The organism is Pseudomonas sp. P4_D7 (assembly GCF_056401755.1).
The window spans coordinates 1-16133 of the sequence record NZ_JBFUIR010000019.1 but is presented as its reverse complement, the minus strand read 5'-3'; the positions used below and the strand labels follow the sequence as shown (position 1 = coordinate 16133).

At 59.3% G+C, this 16133-nt stretch carries 15 protein-coding genes and 2 pseudogenes; 6 read left to right on the top strand and 11 right to left on the bottom strand.

Going from position 1 to position 16133, the window contains the following annotated elements; all coding sequences use genetic code 11:
• Positions 1-34: 34 nt before the first annotated feature.
• A pseudogene (locus AC1DVF_RS14555) lies at positions 35-856 on the top strand (SDR family oxidoreductase); the annotation flags it as partial.
• Positions 857-939: 83 nt separating this feature from the next.
• Here the strand turns inward: AC1DVF_RS14555 and AC1DVF_RS14550 are convergent.
• The 6 genes from AC1DVF_RS14550 to AC1DVF_RS14525 all read right to left on the bottom strand — a co-directional run bounded on the left by AC1DVF_RS14550 (position 940) and on the right by AC1DVF_RS14525 (position 6243).
• A complete protein-coding gene (locus tag AC1DVF_RS14550; protein WP_099757516.1) occupies positions 940-1680 on the bottom strand; it encodes a putative periplasmic lipoprotein in 741 nt (246 codons plus the stop codon).
• 67 nt (positions 1681-1747) lie between these two features.
• Positions 1748-2128, bottom strand: coding sequence for a RidA family protein (locus AC1DVF_RS14545; RefSeq protein WP_003229509.1), 381 nt, complete (start codon positions 2126-2128; stop codon positions 1748-1750).
• Positions 2129-2152: 24 nt separating this feature from the next.
• A complete protein-coding gene (gene spoT / locus AC1DVF_RS14540) occupies positions 2153-4258 on the bottom strand; it encodes a bifunctional GTP diphosphokinase/guanosine-3',5'-bis pyrophosphate 3'-pyrophosphohydrolase (protein ID WP_064589822.1) in 2106 nt (701 codons plus the stop codon).
• A gap of 57 nt (positions 4259-4315) precedes the next feature.
• A complete protein-coding gene (gene rpoZ, locus AC1DVF_RS14535) occupies positions 4316-4579 on the bottom strand; it encodes a DNA-directed RNA polymerase subunit omega (RefSeq protein ID WP_477782651.1) in 264 nt (87 codons plus the stop codon).
• 167 nt (positions 4580-4746) lie between these two features.
• On the bottom strand, positions 4747-5367 hold the full coding sequence (gene gmk, locus AC1DVF_RS14530; protein WP_008078609.1) for a guanylate kinase: 621 nt from the start codon (positions 5365-5367) through the stop codon (positions 4747-4749).
• A 12-nt stretch (positions 5368-5379) separates the two neighbouring features.
• Positions 5380-6243, bottom strand: coding sequence for a YicC/YloC family endoribonuclease (locus tag AC1DVF_RS14525; protein ID WP_093429970.1), 864 nt, complete (start codon positions 6241-6243; stop codon positions 5380-5382).
• A gap of 271 nt (positions 6244-6514) precedes the next feature.
• Between AC1DVF_RS14525 and rph the strand changes: the two genes are divergently transcribed.
• The 3 genes from rph to gltS all read left to right on the top strand — a co-directional run bounded on the left by rph (position 6515) and on the right by gltS (position 9203).
• Entirely contained in the window at positions 6515-7237 is a 723-nt protein-coding gene (gene rph / locus AC1DVF_RS14520) for a ribonuclease PH (protein ID WP_016985814.1), read from the top strand.
• A 28-nt stretch (positions 7238-7265) separates the two neighbouring features.
• A complete protein-coding gene (locus AC1DVF_RS14515) occupies positions 7266-7634 on the top strand; it encodes a DUF4870 domain-containing protein (protein ID WP_007920344.1) in 369 nt (122 codons plus the stop codon).
• 357 nt (positions 7635-7991) lie between these two features.
• Complete coding sequence (gltS, locus tag AC1DVF_RS14510; protein ID WP_093429662.1) at positions 7992-9203, top strand: sodium/glutamate symporter; 1212 nt, start codon at positions 7992-7994, stop codon at positions 9201-9203.
• A gap of 78 nt (positions 9204-9281) precedes the next feature.
• Here the strand turns inward: gltS and AC1DVF_RS14505 are convergent, their stop codons facing one another.
• Positions 9282-10061: an exodeoxyribonuclease III gene (locus AC1DVF_RS14505; protein ID WP_007920349.1), complete on the bottom strand. Its 780-nt coding sequence runs from the start codon at positions 10059-10061 to the stop codon at positions 9282-9284.
• 82 nt (positions 10062-10143) lie between these two features.
• Here AC1DVF_RS14505 and pyrE point away from each other — a divergent pair, with 82 nt between their 5' ends.
• Complete coding sequence (pyrE, locus tag AC1DVF_RS14500) at positions 10144-10788, top strand: orotate phosphoribosyltransferase (protein WP_008078597.1); 645 nt, start codon at positions 10144-10146, stop codon at positions 10786-10788.
• Positions 10789-10956: 168 nt separating this feature from the next.
• Here the strand turns inward: pyrE and argB are convergent, their stop codons facing one another.
• From argB to coaBC, 4 genes and pseudogenes are all read right to left on the bottom strand, one after another.
• Positions 10957-11862: an acetylglutamate kinase gene (gene argB / locus AC1DVF_RS14495; RefSeq protein ID WP_003229488.1), complete on the bottom strand. Its 906-nt coding sequence runs from the start codon at positions 11860-11862 to the stop codon at positions 10957-10959.
• A 17-nt stretch (positions 11863-11879) separates the two neighbouring features.
• Positions 11880-13256 (bottom strand): annotated as a pseudogene (locus tag AC1DVF_RS14490) (phosphomannomutase/phosphoglucomutase); the annotation flags it as partial.
• 318 nt (positions 13257-13574) lie between these two features.
• Entirely contained in the window at positions 13575-14030 is a 456-nt protein-coding gene (gene dut / locus AC1DVF_RS14485) for a dUTP diphosphatase (protein ID WP_038359240.1), read from the bottom strand.
• Between the two features lie 5 nt (positions 14031-14035).
• A complete protein-coding gene (gene coaBC / locus AC1DVF_RS14480; protein ID WP_477782675.1) occupies positions 14036-15244 on the bottom strand; it encodes a bifunctional phosphopantothenoylcysteine decarboxylase/phosphopantothenate--cysteine ligase CoaBC in 1209 nt (402 codons plus the stop codon).
• A gap of 135 nt (positions 15245-15379) precedes the next feature.
• Between coaBC and radC the strand changes: the two genes are divergently transcribed.
• Positions 15380-16054 carry a RadC family protein gene (gene radC / locus AC1DVF_RS14475; protein WP_093429665.1) on the top strand — a complete coding sequence of 225 codons (675 nt, stop codon included), beginning with the start codon at positions 15380-15382 and terminating at the stop codon, positions 16052-16054.
• The last annotated feature ends 79 nt before the right edge of the window (positions 16055-16133 follow it).

The window sequence follows — 16133 nt, the reverse complement described above, 5'->3', positions numbered from 1 at the left end:
CGCTAGTCTGTGTCTTTCCGATAGGAGTTTTTTGATGTCCGCGCCTTCTGTTTTGATTGCCGGTTGTGGTGATGTCGGCAGTCGTCTGGCCAGGCAATTGCTGGCGGCTGGTTGGGAAGTTCACGGCCTGCGCCGGGATGTTTCGAAGCTGCCTGCTGGGGTGATCGGCGTTGCCGGCGACCTGTTCAACGAAGACTGCCCGGCGACCTGGCCGGTGGGTGCCGTGGACTATCTGGTGTATTGCGCTGCAGCGACTGATCACGATGAGGCCGGTTATCGCGCGGCTTATGTGCAGGGTTTGCAGAATGTCCTGAGCTGGCTGGACGATTACGGGCAAGTGCCTGAGCGGCTGCTGTTCGTATCCAGCAGCAGTGTCTACGGTCAGCAGGATGGCGAGTGGGTTGACGAGGCATCCGCGACGGTCGCTGCGGGTTATTCCGGGCGACTGATGCTCGAAGCAGAGCAGGTGGCTCTAAACAGTGGAATCGCTGCGAGCATCCTGCGCCTGACCGGGATTTACGGCCCGGGTCGCGAATGGCTGCTGACTCAGGTGCGTCGCGGTTATCGCGTCGCGGTGGAGCCGCCGCTGTATGGCAACCGGATTCACGCTGACGACGCGGCGGGATTGCTGGCGTTTCTGCTGGAGAAGGATCGGCAGGGCGTGAAGCTGGAGGATTTCTACATCGGCGTGGACGATGCACCGGCACCGTTGGCCGAAGTGGTGGGCTGGTTGCGTGAATATCTGGGCGTTACCGAATGGGCGGAAGACGCCAGCGTTCGGCGCACGGGCAGCAAGCGATGCAGCAATGCCCGGGCGAAAGCGTTGGGCTGGACGCCAGCGTACCCAAGTTACCGACATTCAACACTTATGCTGACTGTTACACCGCTATCGCGAGCAGGCTCACTCCTACAGGGGATCTCAGCGGATTGTGGTCCGGATTACTGCTTCTCCAGCAACCACTTACGCTCGCCCGGCGTGTATTGCGGCATTTCATCCGCCAGCGCGGTGTTCACCGCCTGGAAAATCTCCAGTTCCTTGCCCTTGCGCGCAAAGATGTAGGCATTGCCCTGACCGTTGAGCTGTAACCACATGTTGTCGTTGGTGCTGCTCATCGACGCGCAATCGCCCGCCAGGCACAAGGCATAACGGTCGGCGCCCGGCAAACCGGAAACCTGGCCGTCAGCCTGGAACTGCACGGTGCTGCCTTCGCCCTGACCACTGGCGATTGTCCAGCTGCCGCCCATGTAGGCGGAATACAGCGCACGTTCGAAACTGGCGCCGATCGGCGCACCTTCCGGCACCGGAATCTGCGCACGGTCGAAAAGCTGCTCGGGTTCGTTCTCGCTGGCGGCTTGCTGCAGTTGCCCGCCGTCGCGTTTCAGCTCGCTGGCGGAGCTGCCATAGAAGTCGACTTTCCAGGCGCCGGATTTCTCACCCAGTAGCCGTCCTTCGACGTTCTCAAAACCGTTGGTGTAGCGGGCCTGACCGGCCTTGGTGTTGACGTCCCACTCAAGGTTCGGGCCGTAAGCCTGAAGCGCTTCGCGCAGGGGGCCGCCCTTGGCTGCGGCATCGATCGCCACCTGGTTGATCCAGGTGCCGCTGATGTCACGGTCGGCAGGGTTGCTGGCGCAGCCGCCGAGGAAAATGGCGAGCAGCGGGAGAGCTAGCGCTTTGCGCATGGTGGAATCCTTTCAAAACCTTTTCTTGCAGCAGTCGGCGCGGCGTTTGAAGGCCGCGCCGTGCGCATCACTCGATGACCAGAATGGCATCCATTTCAACCTGCGAACCCTTTGGCAGGGCAGCTACGCCGATGGCGGCGCGGGCCGGGTATGGCTGGTCGAAGTACTTGCCCATGATCTCGTTGACCTTGGCGAAGTGGCTCAGGTCGGTGAGGAAGATGTTCAGTTTGACGATGTCCTTGAACGAACCGCCAGCGGCTTCAGCCACGGCTTTGAGGTTCTCGAACACCTGGACGGTCTGGGCTTCGAAGCCTTCAACCAGTTCCATGGTTTTTGGGTCCAGAGGAATCTGGCCCGACATGTAAACGGTGTTGCCTGCCTTGATCGCCTGGGAGTAAGTACCGATGGCGGCCGGGGCCTTGTCGCTGGTGATTACGGTTTTGGTCATATATGACTCCTTGTAATAGGCAGGTTATGCACGCATGCGGGTAATGCGGATCACCCCGGTCAAGGCGCGCAGTTTCTTGATCACGCGGGCCAGGTGCACACGGTCGTGAACGCTGACCACCAACTGGACCACGCTGATGCGACCATCGCGCTCGTCCATGCTGATTTTCTCGATATTGCCGTCGGCTGCGTTGACGCTGCTGGCCAGCAGGGCGATCAGGCCGCGCTGGTGTTCCAGCTCGACGCGCAGTTCGACGTTGAATTCGCCGGTGACATCCTTGGCCCAGGAGAGCTGGATACATTTTTCCGGGTTGTGCCGGATTTCACTGATGTTGCGGCAGTTGTCCAGGTGCACGACCATGCCTTTGCCCGCCGACAGGTGCCCGACAATCGGGTCGCCCGGGATCGGCGTGCAGCACTTGGCGTAGCTCAGCACCAGACCTTCGGTACCGCGAATCGCCAGCGGGCCTTCCGGGCTTGGCAACTGTTCGCCTTCGCCAAGCAGGCGGCGGGCGACCACGTAGGCCATGCGGTTGCCCAGGCCAATGTCTTCGAGCAGGTCTTCGATCAGTTCGAGGCGGTACTCGGTGAGCATGGCTTTGACGCGTTCGGCCGGGATCTTTTCCAGCGCGCTGTCGAAACCGTTGAGCACTTTGTTCAGCAAGCGTTCGCCGAGGCTGATGGACTCCGAGCGACGTTGCAGTTTCAGCGCATGACGGATGTGCGTGCGCGCCTTGCCCGTGACCACGAAGTTGAGCCACGCCGGATTCGGTCGGGCGCCGGGTGCGCTGACGATCTCGACCGTGGAGCCGCTTTGCAGCGGTTCGGACAGCGGTGCGAGTCGACGGTTGATCCGGCAGGCAATGCAGCTGTTGCCGACGTCGGTGTGTACCGCGTAGGCAAAGTCGACTGCCGTGGAGCCTTTCGGCAGCTCCATGATCCGGCCTTTGGGTGTGAACACGTAGACCTCGTCCGGGAACAGGTCGATCTTCACACTCTCGATGAATTCCAGCGAGTTGCCGGCACGTTGCTGCATTTCCAGCACGCCTTTGACCCACTGGCGGGCGCGGGCGTGAGTGCCTTTCGGCTGTTCGTCACCGCTGGATTTGTACAGCCAATGGGCGGCGATGCCGTTGTTGGCCATCTCTTCCATTTCGCGGGTGCGGATCTGGATCTCGATCGGTACGCCGTGCATGCCGAACAGCGTGGTGTGCAGCGACTGATAGCCGTTGGCCTTGGGAATCGCGATGTAATCCTTGAAGCGCCCTGGCAACGGTTTGTACAAATTATGCACAGCACCCAGCACGCGGTAGCAGGTATCGACCTTGTCGACGATGATCCGGAACGCATAGACGTCCATGATCTCGTTAAAGGCCCGACGCTTGCCGCGCATTTTCTTGTAGATGCCGTAGAGGTGTTTCTGCCGACCGCTGACTTCGCCCTGGATGCCGTCGATGGCGAGGCAATGGCCAAGGGATTCTTCGATTTTGTTGACGATTTCCTTGCGGTTGCCCCGGGCGCGTTTGACCGCTTGGTAGATCCGCGCGGAACGCATCGGGTGCATGGCCTTGAAGCCAAGGTCTTCAAATTCGATACGAATGGCATGCATGCCCAGCCGGTTGGCGATGGGCGCGTAGATTTCCAGGGTTTCCTTGGCGATGCGTCGGCGCTTTTCGCCGGACAGCACTTCCAGCGTGCGCATGTTGTGCAGGCGGTCGGCGAGTTTGACCAGGATCACGCGAATGTCGCGCGCCATGGCCATGGCCATTTTCTGGAAGTTTTCGGCTTGGGCTTCGGCCTTGGTCTCGAAATTCATCTGGGTCAGTTTGCTGACCCCGTCGACCAGTTCGGCCACGGTTTCACCGAACTGCGCTTGCAGCGCTTCTTTGGCGATACCGGTGTCTTCGATCACGTCATGCAGCATCGCCGCCATCAGGCTCTGATGGTCCATGTGCATGTCGGCAAGAATATTGGCCACGGCAAGAGGATGCGTGACGTACGCCTCGCCGCTGCGACGGCGTTGACCGTCATGGGCTTGTTCGGCGTAGAAATACGCTCGGCGGACCAGGTTGACCTGGTCGTTGCCGAGGTAGGTCGATAAGCGATCGGCGAGGGCGTCTATGCTCGGCATGATGATTCCTGCCGTAAGCTGTGATCCCGCGCCGTGCTACGTCGACCAGGCATAGGCTTAGACGGCCTCGTTGGACTCGTCCTCGAACGCTGCAAACAGCGGCTCATCCTGGACGATTTCCTGCTCGGCGATGAACGCGTAGCTCATCAGGCCTTCAGCGATTTCACGCAGTGCGACAACAGTCGGCTTGTCGTTTTCCCACTGGACCAATGGCTCTTTGCCGCCGGTGGCCAGTTGACGGGCACGCTTGGTAGAGAGCATGACCAGCTCAAAGCGGTTTTCCACGTGTTCTAGGCAGTCTTCAACGGTTACGCGGGCCATGGTATTCCTCGGAGCGAATGCAATATGCGCGCTGCCCGGTTGGGCGAGCGGACTCAACAGTTTAAAAAATCACCAGCGATTAGGGAAGCGCTGATTTTTTGACCAAGCCCTTCAACGCGCTGCAAGCACCAATGTAAAGCGCTTGCAGCTGTTTTGGGAAGTGCTGATTATCCGAGCAATTCGGCCAGCAATTTGCCGAAACGTACTTGCTGGCGTTTCTGCTGGAGTTGATTGGCGCGGAAAATCGCCTTCAGATCGTCCAGTGCGTGAGCAAAATCGTCGTTGATGATCAGGTAGTCGTATTCGACATAGTGACTCATCTCGCTGACCGCTTCGCGCATCCGCCCGTCAATGATCTCGTCGCTGTCCTGACCGCGATTGGTCAGGCGTTGGTGCAGGGCCTGAAGCGACGGCGGCAGGATAAAGATCGAGCGTGCTTGCGGCATCAGCTTGCGTACTTGCTCGGCGCCTTGCCAGTCGATTTCCAGAATCAGGTCGTGACCTTCGTCCAGCGTCTGCTGCAGGCGGCTTTGCGAGGTGCCGTAGAAGTTGCCGAAGACTTCGGCGCGTTCGAGGAAGTCGCCATGCTCGCCCATCTTCACGAACTCTTCGCGGGTCACGAAGTGATAGTTCACGCCGTCCACTTCACCCGGACGCATGGCGCGGGTGGTGTGGGAAACCGAAACGCGAATTTCCGGTATGGCATCGGTCAAGGCCTTGACCAGACTGCTCTTGCCCGCGCCCGATGGCGCGGAAATGATGTACAGGGTGCCGGTGCTGTGGGTCATGTCGGGGTAGCCTTACTCAATATTCTGCACTTGTTCGCGCATCTGCTCGATCAACACCTTGAGGTTGACGGCGGCTTGGGTGCTGCGCGGGTCGAAGGCCTTGGAGCCCAGTGTGTTGGCTTCGCGGTTGAGTTCCTGCATCAGGAAGTCCAGGCGCCGACCGGCGGCACCGCCGGACTTGAGCACCCGGCGAACTTCGATGATGTGGGTGCTCAGGCGATCCAGTTCTTCGGCCACGTCGCTCTTTTGCGCGAGGATGACCATTTCCTGTTCGAGACGCTGCGGATCCAGCTCGGCCTTCATGTCGGCGAAGCGATCGAGGACTTTCTGGCGCTGGGTCGCGAGCATCTGCGGCACCAGTTCACGCAGGGTCACCACGTCTTCTTCAATGGAGGTCAGACGCTCGTTGATCAGGCGTGCCAGCTCCGCGCCTTCGCGCTCGCGGCCGGCCTTCAACTCTTTCAGGCCTTGATTGAACAGCGCCAGTGCGTCGGCATTCAGCGCCTGCGGGTCGCTCGCATCGCCCACCAGTACGCCGGGCCAGGCCAGCACTTCCAGCGGGTTGAGTGCGGCAGGGTTCTTGATCAGGCCAGCCACGGTCTCAGCCGCTGCGACCAGCTGCGCGGCGCGCTCGCGATCGACTTGCAGGGTTTTGCCGGTGCTTTCTTCGGTGAAACGCAGGGTGCATTCCAGTTTGCCCCGCGACAGGCCCTGACGCAGCGCTTCACGCACCGCGCCTTCGAGGTCGCGAAACGACTCCGGCAGGCGCAGGTGCGGTTCCAGATAGCGGCTGTTCACCGAGCGCAGTTCCCAGCTCAGGGTGCCCTGTGCGCCGGCTTTTTCGACGCGGGCGAAGGCGGTCATGCTGTGCACCATGGCGGTGACCTCGCAAATGCAGATCGGCGCGAAACCTGTGTTCCGCAGGCGCGATATGTATGAATTTAAGCCGACTGGCAGCAAAGGCGCAGGATTGTAGCGCAGTGCGGCGAATGCGCCCAAACACACGGTGTGACAAAGGGCTGCATCCCGTCGGTAACGGGTGTTTCAGGGCCTTCGATCGTCGGGCTGGATTTTTAACGAGTGCCCACGCGCGGTGCAGCGCTCTATAATGCTCGGCAGTTTTCCGTCCCCAGTACAGGTATTCCCTATGAAACGTCCAAGTGGTCGCGCTGCCGATCAGCTCCGCTCGATCCGCATTACCCGCAACTACACCAAACACGCCGAGGGATCCGTACTGGTCGAATTCGGTGATACCAAAGTCATCTGCACCGTCAGCGTCGAAAACGGCGTGCCGCGTTTCCTCAAGGGTCAGGGCCAAGGCTGGTTGACTGCCGAATACGGCATGCTGCCGCGCGCCACTGGCGAGCGTAACCAGCGTGAAGCGAGCCGTGGCAAGCAGGGCGGTCGCACCCTGGAAATCCAGCGCCTGATCGGCCGTTCCCTGCGCGCTGCGCTGGACATGTCCAAGCTGGGCGATGTGACCCTGTACGTCGACTGCGACGTGATTCAGGCCGACGGTGGTACTCGCACGGCTTCGATCACCGGCGCCATGGTTGCACTGGTTGATGCACTGAAAGTAATCAAGAAGCGTGGCGGCCTGAAGGGTGGCGATCCGCTCAAGCAGATGATCGGTGCCGTGTCGGTCGGCATGTATCAGGGCGAGGCCGTGCTGGATCTGGACTATCTTGAAGATTCCGCCGCCGAGACTGACCTCAACGTGGTGATGACCAGCACCGGTGGCTTCATCGAGGTGCAGGGCACGGCTGAAGGCGCGCCGTTCCAGCCTGAAGACTTGAACGCCATGCTGGAACTGGCCAAGCAAGGCATGAACGAAATCTTCGAACTGCAAAAGGCTGCACTGGCCGACTGAGCAGGTTCATAACCGCAAGGAGGACGCGATGAGTGACGAACAAGAATTGCTGCCCAAACCGAGCCAGGAGGTTCGCCAGTGGGCGATGTTTTGTCACTTGTCCGCCTTGCTGGGGATCTGGATCCCGTTCGGCAATCTGATCGGGCCGTTGATCCTCTGGCAGATGAAGCGCGAAACGGACCCGTTCATCGACGCTCAAGGCAAGGAGGCGCTGAATTTTCAGATCACCGTCGCCATCGCCTCGTTGATCTGTTTCCTGCTGATGGTGCTGATCATCGGGTTCTTCCTGTTGGGGATACTGGCCATTGGTGCGCTGGTATTGACCATCATCGCCGGTGTGAAGGCCAATGAAGGTTTTCCTTACCGATATCCGTTTACCTGGCGGCTGATCAAATAAGGCGCTCGAAAAGTTTTAAAACAAATGCCCTGACCTGTCAGGGCATTTTATTAATGCAACAAAATTAATCGTTATTATGGGTAGGAATGATCTGATCGCGATGATCGGTCGATACTCTTTCTGTATATACACTTTTAGTCACAACTGCATCGGCTTAGTTAGGATTCATGGCCTTGGAATCAAAGGCGACGATTGTTAAAGTTGCTCGGATAATATTTCTCCTGAAATATTAAGATATATTCAAGCCATCGAAGGCTATTGAATTTCCGAGTAATCAGTGTTGAGACAATCAGCCGGTTCATGAGGCGCGTGCAGGTAAACAGCTCGCCTCTGAATATCTAGCCAAGAATAATCCCAATGATTCAGCTTGATTTTTACGGAACACTTGTCGCCGCTTCCTTAGTGCTTCTACTTGGGCGTGGGCTCGTTATGCGTGTTGGTTTCATGCGCAGTTACAACATTCCCGAACCTGTCGCGGGTGGCCTGGTAGTTGCCTTGATCTTGTTGCTGCTGCGAACGCTCAATATTGAAATTCGTTTCGATACTTCGCTGCAGACACCTTTGATGCTGGCCTTTTTTGCCACCATTGGTCTAAGTGCAGACTTTGCCAGCTTGAAGAAAGGCGGGCGCGTTGTCGGGATATTTCTATTGGCAGTCACCGGATTGTTGGTAGTGCAGAATGCGATGGGGATCGGGCTGGCAACAATGCTCGGGCTCGATCCATTGATGGGACTGCTGACCGGATCGATCACCTTGGCGGGCGGTCACGGCACTGGGGCTGCGTGGGGTACGGTATTCAGTGAGAAATACGGTCTGGCATCTGCGTCGGAGCTGGCGATGGCTTCCGCGACGTTTGGCCTGGTGCTGGGTGGTTTGATCGGCGGACCAGTCGCGCGCTTGCTCATCAAGCGAGTGCAGGTGCCCGGTTGTCAGAGTCCGGATGCGCCGCTGCGGTTGCCGAAAGGCTTCGAGCAACCAAACAAAGAACGCTCGATTACCCCGTTTTCGTTTATAGAAACACTCGCCCTGATCGCGGTCAGTTTGCTGGCGGGCAATCTGTTGAACGGCCTGCTGCAGGGCACCGCATTCGAGTTGCCGACGTTCGTTTGTGTTCTGTTTGTTGGCGTGGTCTTGCGCAACGGGCTTTCGGCGTTGGGTCTGTATCAGGTGTTCGAGCGTGAGGTGTCGGTGCTGGGCAATGTCAGCTTGTCGCTGTTTCTGGCGATTGCCCTGATGTCGCTCAAACTGTGGGATCTGGCAGCATTGGCGCTGCCCATCTTCATCATCCTGGCAGTGCAGGCGCTGGTCATGGCGTTGTTCGCGATTTTCGTGACATTCCGGATGATGGGGCGCAACTACGACGCGGCCGTGCTGGCGGCAGGGCACTGCGGTTTTGGCCTGGGTGCCACGCCGACTGCCATTGCCAACATGCAGGCCGTGACGCAGCGCTATGGCCCCTCGCAGATCGCGTTTCTGGTGGTGCCGATGGTTGGAGCGTTCTTCATCGACATTATCAATGTCATCGTGATCAAGCTGTATCTGGCCTTACCGTTCTTCGCGGCAGTCTGAGTTCGAATCTGCTGCACTGTGAGGCACAAAAAATGCCCGTATCTTGCGATACGGGCATTTTTAACTGCGAAAAGGCGCTTAGATGGTCAGCGTCCAGTCGTAGTCGACGATCAGCGGTGCGTGCTGCGAGAACCGTGGCTGACGCGGCAGGCGAGCACTGCGCACGAAGCGCCGCAGGCCCGGGGTCAGGATCTGGTAATCGAAACGCCAGCCGAGATTGAGCATCTCGGCCTGTTCGTTGTCCGGCCACCAGCTGTACTGGTCGCCTTCGCGGCTGACTTCGCGCAGGGCATCGACATAGCCCATGTTGCCGACAATCTCGTCCATCCAGGCGCGTTCTGGCGCCAGGAAGCCCGGGGATTGCTGGCTGTCGCGCCAGTTCTTGATGTCGAGCTTCTGCTGCGCCACGTACAGCGAGCCACAATAAATGTACTCGCGACGTTTGCGCCGCTGTTTGTCCAGGTACTTGCCGAAGTCGTCCATGAGCTTGAACTTCTGGTTCAAGTCCTCATCGCCGTTCATCCCCGAAGGAAGCAGCAAGGTGGCAATACTGACTTTGTCGAAATCTGCTTGCAGGTAGCGCCCGTAGCGGTCGGCCGTCTCGAAACCGAGACCGCTGATGACAGCCTTCGGTTGCAACCGCGAATACAAAGCCACGCCGCCTTGGGCAGGGACTTCAGCATCGCAGGCATAAAGGAAGTAGCCATCCAGTTGGAAGGCTGGGTCATCCAGTTCAAAGGCGGAGGCACGGGTGTCCTGCAGGCAGATGACGTCGGCATTCTGTGCTTGCAGCCAACTGAGCAAACCACGCTCGACTGCAGCCTGAATACCATTGACGTTCACACTGATGATCCGCATAAATGGCCCCAAAAATCGCGTGCGTGTATGATACACGGCGTCAAGCTAATTAGCTAAATCCGTGGTATTTGGGGTTTTTTTCATGCAAGCGTATCAGCGCGATTTCATTCGTTTTGCCATCGATCGCGGCGTTTTGCGCTTCGGTGAGTTCACCCTGAAGTCCGGGCGCACCAGTCCTTACTTCTTCAATGCCGGCCTGTTCAACTCGGGTTCGGCCCTGGCGCAGCTGGGGCGTTTCTACGCGGCAGCCATCGCTGAGAGCGGCATTCCCTTCGACGTTCTGTTTGGCCCGGCCTACAAAGGCATCCCGTTGGCGGCAACCACCGCTGTGGCACTGGCCGAGCACCACGACCGTGATCTGCCGTGGTGCTTCAACCGCAAGGAAGCCAAGGCCCACGGCGAGGGCGGTAGTCTGGTCGGCGCGCCACTGACTGGCGATGTGCTGATCATTGATGACGTAATCACGGCCGGTACAGCAATCCGCGAAGTGATGCAGATCATCGCTTCCCAGGACGGTGCCAAGGCTGCGGGCGTGCTGATTGCGCTGAACCGTCAGGAACGTGGCAACGGTGAATTGTCGGCCATTCAAGAAGTCGAGCGTGATTTCGGTATCCCGGTGATCAGCATTGTTTCGCTGAATCAGGTGCTGGAATTCCTTGCCGATGATCCGCAGCTCAAGCAACACCTGCCCGCCGTGGAAGCCTATCGCGCCCAGTTCGGCGTTTAACCGCAGAGCACTGTGGGAGCGAGCCTGCTCGCGAAGAGGGCTTCACATTTAACATTGATGTGATGCAGAGACCGCTTTCGCGAGCAGGCTCGCTCTCACAGGGAATGTGGTGCAAAAAAAGACCCCGCTCAGCCAGGCTGAGCGGGGTCTTTTTGTTTACGTCAGCGCTTATGGGCGCTTGCGATTGCTGATCAGCGTGCCCACACCGGTGTCGGTGAAGATTTCCAGCAGGATCGCGTTCGGCACGCGGCCGTCGATGATCAGCGAGCTGCCCACGCCGCCCTGAACCGCTTCCAGTGCACAACGGATCTTCGGCAGCATACCGCCGTAGATAGTGCCGTCGGCGATCAGGTCGTCGACCTGCTGCGTGCTCAGGCCGGTCAACACGGTGCCCGACTTGTCCATCAGGCCGGCAATATTGGTCAGCAACATCAGCTTCTCGGCTTTCAGTGCCTCGGCGACTTTACCAGCCACCAGATCCGCGTTGATGTTGTACGACTCGCCGTTCTCACCCACGCCGATCGGCGCGATCACCGGGATGAAGTTGCCTTTGACCAGCAGGTTCAGCAGTTCGGTGTTGATCCCGACCACTTCGCCGACCTGACCGATGTCGATGATTTCCGGTTGAGTCATCTCCGGCGTCTGACGGGTGACGGTGAGCTTCTTCGCACGAATCAGCCCGGCGTCTTTACCGGTCAGGCCGATGGCGCTGCCGCCGTGACGGTTGATCAGGTTGACGATGCTTTTGTTGACCTGGCCGCCAAGGACCATTTCGACCACATCCATGGTCGCGGCGTCGGTGACGCGCATGCCATCGACGAAGTGGCTTTCGATCGACAGACGCTTGAGCAGATCGCCGATCTGCGGGCCGCCACCGTGAACCACGACCGGGTTGATGCCCACGGCTTTCATCAAGACGATGTCGCGCGCAAAGCCGGTTTTCAGCTCCTCGCTTTCCATCGCGTTGCCGCCGTATTTGATCACCAGGGTCTTGCCGACATAACGTCGGATGTAAGGCAACGCTTCGGACAGGACCTGGGCGGTATGGGCGGCGGCTTCGCGTTCGAGGGTCATTCAGGGCTCCGGGTGGATCAGAACGGTAGTTGGAGATCAGGTGCAACGCGTTTCAGTTGGGCGTGGAACACATCCTTGATGCGTTGCAATTCAGCCTCGTCATCGGCCTCGAAGCGCAGCACCAGCACCGGTGTGGTGTTGGACGCGCGCACCAGGCCCCAGCCTTTGGCGTAATCGACTCGCACGCCGTCGATGGTGGTCAGGTCAGCGCCTGCGCCCCACTGTGCGTCGTGCAGTGCATCAATGATGCTGAATTTGCTCTCTTCGGTCACATGGATATTGATTTCCGGCGTAGAAATATCGTTCGGGAACGTCGCAAACAGCTCTTCCGCGGTGGATTTTTCCTTGCTGAGGATCTCCAGCAGCCGTGCGGCGCTGTAGATACCGTCGTCGAAACCGAACCAGCGCTCCTTGAAGAAGATGTGCCCGCTCATTTCCCCGGCCAATAGCGCTCCGGATTGTTTCATTTTCTTTTTGATCAACGAATGACCGGTCTTCCACATTAGCGGACGACCACCGTATTCCTTGATCAGCGGCACCAGGCGACGGGTGCATTTGACGTCGAAGATGATTTCCGCGTCCGGGTTGCGCGCGACCACATCACGGGCGAACAGCATCAGCAGGCGGTCGGGATAAACGATGCTGCCGGTGTTGGTCACTACACCGACGCGGTCGCCGTCGCCGTCGAAAGCCAGGCCGATATCGGCGTTGGTTTCCTTGACCTTGGCGATCAGGTCGACGAGGTTCTCAGGCTTGCCCGGATCCGGGTGGTGGTTGGGGAAGTTGCCATCGACCTCGCAGAACAGCGGGATGACTTCGCAATTCAGCGCTTCGATCAGTTGTGGGGCGATCACACCGGCCGCGCCGTTGCCGCAGTCGACCACGACCTTCAGGCGCCGTGCCAGTTTGATGTCCTGGACGATTTCGGTGTTGTAGCGGTCGAGGATCTCGACCTGAGTGACACTGCCGGTGCCGCTGCTCAAGTTGTTGCTCTTGAGGCGCTCGTGCAGGGCCTGGATCTGTTCGTTGGCGAGGGTGTCGCCGGCGATGACGATCTTGAAACCGTTGTAGTTCGACGGGTTGTGGCTGCCGGTGAGCATCACCCCGGATTTGCCGGCCAGGACGTTGGCGGCGTAGTACAGCGCGGGCGTTGGCACCAGGCCGACATCGCTGACGTGGCAGCCGCTTTCGGCGATGCCGCGAATCAGTTCTGCAACCAGCTCCGGGCCGGACAGGCGGCCGTCGCGACCGACGGAAACGTTCGGTTCACCTTGGGCCAGGCTCTGCGAACCGATGGCGCGGCCGATCCAGTAAGCGGTTTCGGCATTGAGGAATTCCGGCACGGTGCCGCGAATGTCATAGGCGCGGAAAATGCTGTCGGGCAGCTTCGGGGCGATCTTGGCTGGGGTGCTCATCTACGGAAATGCTCCATCTCGAAAGTGGCGGGACAGACCGACGAATCGTTCGACGGCAGGCTCAAACTGAAGGGTATGACGGCGTTTTCCACGGAGAGTTCGTGGTATGAAAGGGCCATGACGCCTCGGCGGGCGTGGCTTTCGGCCGGCAAAACCTTGATTTTCGGTGTTAAACCTTTCAGCTGATCTGCTGAAACTTCCCCCTGTAGGAGCTGCCGCAGGCTGCGATCTATTGATCTTGATCTTAAAAATCAAAAGATCGCAGCCTGCGGCAGCTCTTACAGAAGATGACTCCGGTTACTTGGTGCCGGTGTGGCCAAACCCGCCGGTGCCGCGTTCGGTTTCGACGAACTCTTCAACCATTTCGAAATGCGCCTGTACCACCGGTACCAGCACCAGTTGCGCCAGACGTTCGCCGACGGTCATGGTGAAATCGGTCTGGCCACGGTTCCAGCAGGACACCATCAACGGGCCCTGGTAATCGGAGTCGATCAAACCGACGAGGTTGCCCAGCACGATGCCGTGCTTATGGCCCATGCCCGAGCGCGGCAGGATCAGCGCGGCGAGGTTCGGGTCGCCGATGTAAACCGACAGACCGGTGGGGATCAGCACGGTTTCACCCGGCTTGATCACGATGTCCTGATCCAGCATGGCGCGCAGGTCGAGGCCGGCGGAACCCGGGGTGGCGTATTGCGGCAGCGGGAAATCGGTACCGATGCGTGGGTCGAGGATCTTGGCTTGCAAAGCGTGCATGTAAATTAAACCTGGTTCAGACGTTCGGCGATAAAGGTGACCAGTTGGCGAGCGATCTTGCTCTTGCTGGTCTGGGCGAAAACCGTGGCGTGCAGCGCACGGTCAATCACGCTGCAGGCGTTTTCTTCGCTGTTGAAACCGATGCTCGGGTTGGCGACGTCGTTGGCGACGATCAAATCGAGATTCTTGTCCTTCAGCTTGCGTGCAGCGTAGTCGAGCAGGTGTTCGGTCTCGGCGGCGAAACCGACACTGAACGGACGGTCGGGACGGGTCGCGATGGTGGCCAGGATGTCCGGGTTACGCACCATTTGCAGGACGAAGCCGTCACCGCTCATAGGATCTTTCTTGAGTTTTTGCGGGGCGACGACTTCCGGGCGGTAGTCCGCAACGGCCGCCGAGGCGATGAACACGTCACACGGGATCGCCGACTCACAGGCCGCGAGCATATCGCGGGCGCTGACCACGTCGATGCGCGTGACGCGATCCGGCGTCGGGAGGTGCACCGGGCCGCTGATCAGCGTGACGCGGGCGCCGGCCTCAACTGCGGCTTCAGCGAGTGCGAAGCCCATTTTGCCGGAGCTGTGGTTGGTGATGTAGCGAACCGGGTCGATGTTTTCCTGAGTCGGGCCGGCGGTGATGACGACGTGTTTGCCGGTCAGCGCCTGGCGCTGGAAGCAGTCCGCCGCGCATTGTGCGAGGTCGGTGGCCTCCATCATGCGGCCCATGCCGACGTCGCCGCAGGCCTGGCTACCCGAGGCCGGGCCGAAGGTCTTCAGGCCACGGCTTTCCAGGAGTTGCAGGTTGGCCTGGGTCGCCGGATCACGCCACATCGCCTGATTCATTGCCGGCGCGACTGCCACAACGGCGTCGGTGGCCAGCACCAGGGTGGTCAGCAAATCGTTGGCGATGCCTTGGGCCAGGCGGGCGATCAGGTCGGCAGTGGCCGGGGCGATCAGTACCAGATCGGCCCATTTCGCCAGCTCGATGTGGCCCATCGCGGCTTCGGCAGCCGGGTCGAGCAAGTCGAGGTGGACCGGGTGGCCGGACAGCGCTTGCATGGTCAGCGGGGTGATGAACTCGGCGCCGCCATGGGTCATGACCACGCGTACTTCGGCACCCTGATCGATCAGGCGACGAACCAGATCGGCGCTCTTGTAGGCCGCGATGCCGCCGCCGACGCCGAGCACGATGCGTTTCCGATACAGCCGCTGCATAGGTCTGCCTTTCATTTCGTGGGTGACATACGTGGCGAAACCCCCTCCCCAGGGTGAATTCGCCCGCAAAAAAGATGGGCTACGATATCACAGCGACCGCTACGGAACAGCGGCGCCCACAGACAGGGAAGTGCTATGAGTATTCGCGATTGGCCTGCGGCGGAACGTCCGCGGGAAAGGTTGTTGGAACACGGGGCAGCGAGCCTTTCAGACGCTGAGTTGCTGGCGATTTTTCTGCGCACCGGATTGCCCGGACTAAGTGCTGTGGATCTGGCGCGCAATCTGTTGACTCAATTCGGCAGCCTGCGTTTGCTGCTTGAGGCCGATCAGGACGAATTCAGCAAACAATTGGGGCTCGGGCCGGCGAAGTTTGCGCAACTGCAAGCTGCTCAGGAAATGAACAGGCGGCATCTGGCTGAGAAATCACGGCAGAAACCAGCCTTGGAAAACCCTCAGGTCGTTCGCGATTATCTGAAATCGATGCTTCGTCACGAACCGCATGAGGTGTTTGGTTGCCTGTTTCTCGACTCCAAACATCAAGTACTGAATTTCGAGATACTGTTTCGCGGCTCAATCGACAACACCAGCGTGCATCCACGCGAGGTTGTGAAGCGATGTTTGGCCAATAACGCCGCTGCGTTGATCCTGTGCCACAACCATCCATCGGGGAACACTGACCCCAGTCAGGCAGATCGGCTGCTGACCAAACGCCTGCAAAAGGCACTGGAGTTGATTGACGTGCGGGTACTCGATCACTTCATCGTTGGTGATGGTGAGCCGTTGTCGATGGCGGAGTGTGGCTGGATGTAACTCTCAGGGACAAACGCTAAACCCCTGTAGGAGTGAGCCTGCTCGCGATATGGCGTCATTTCAGTCAACCCATTCGGTG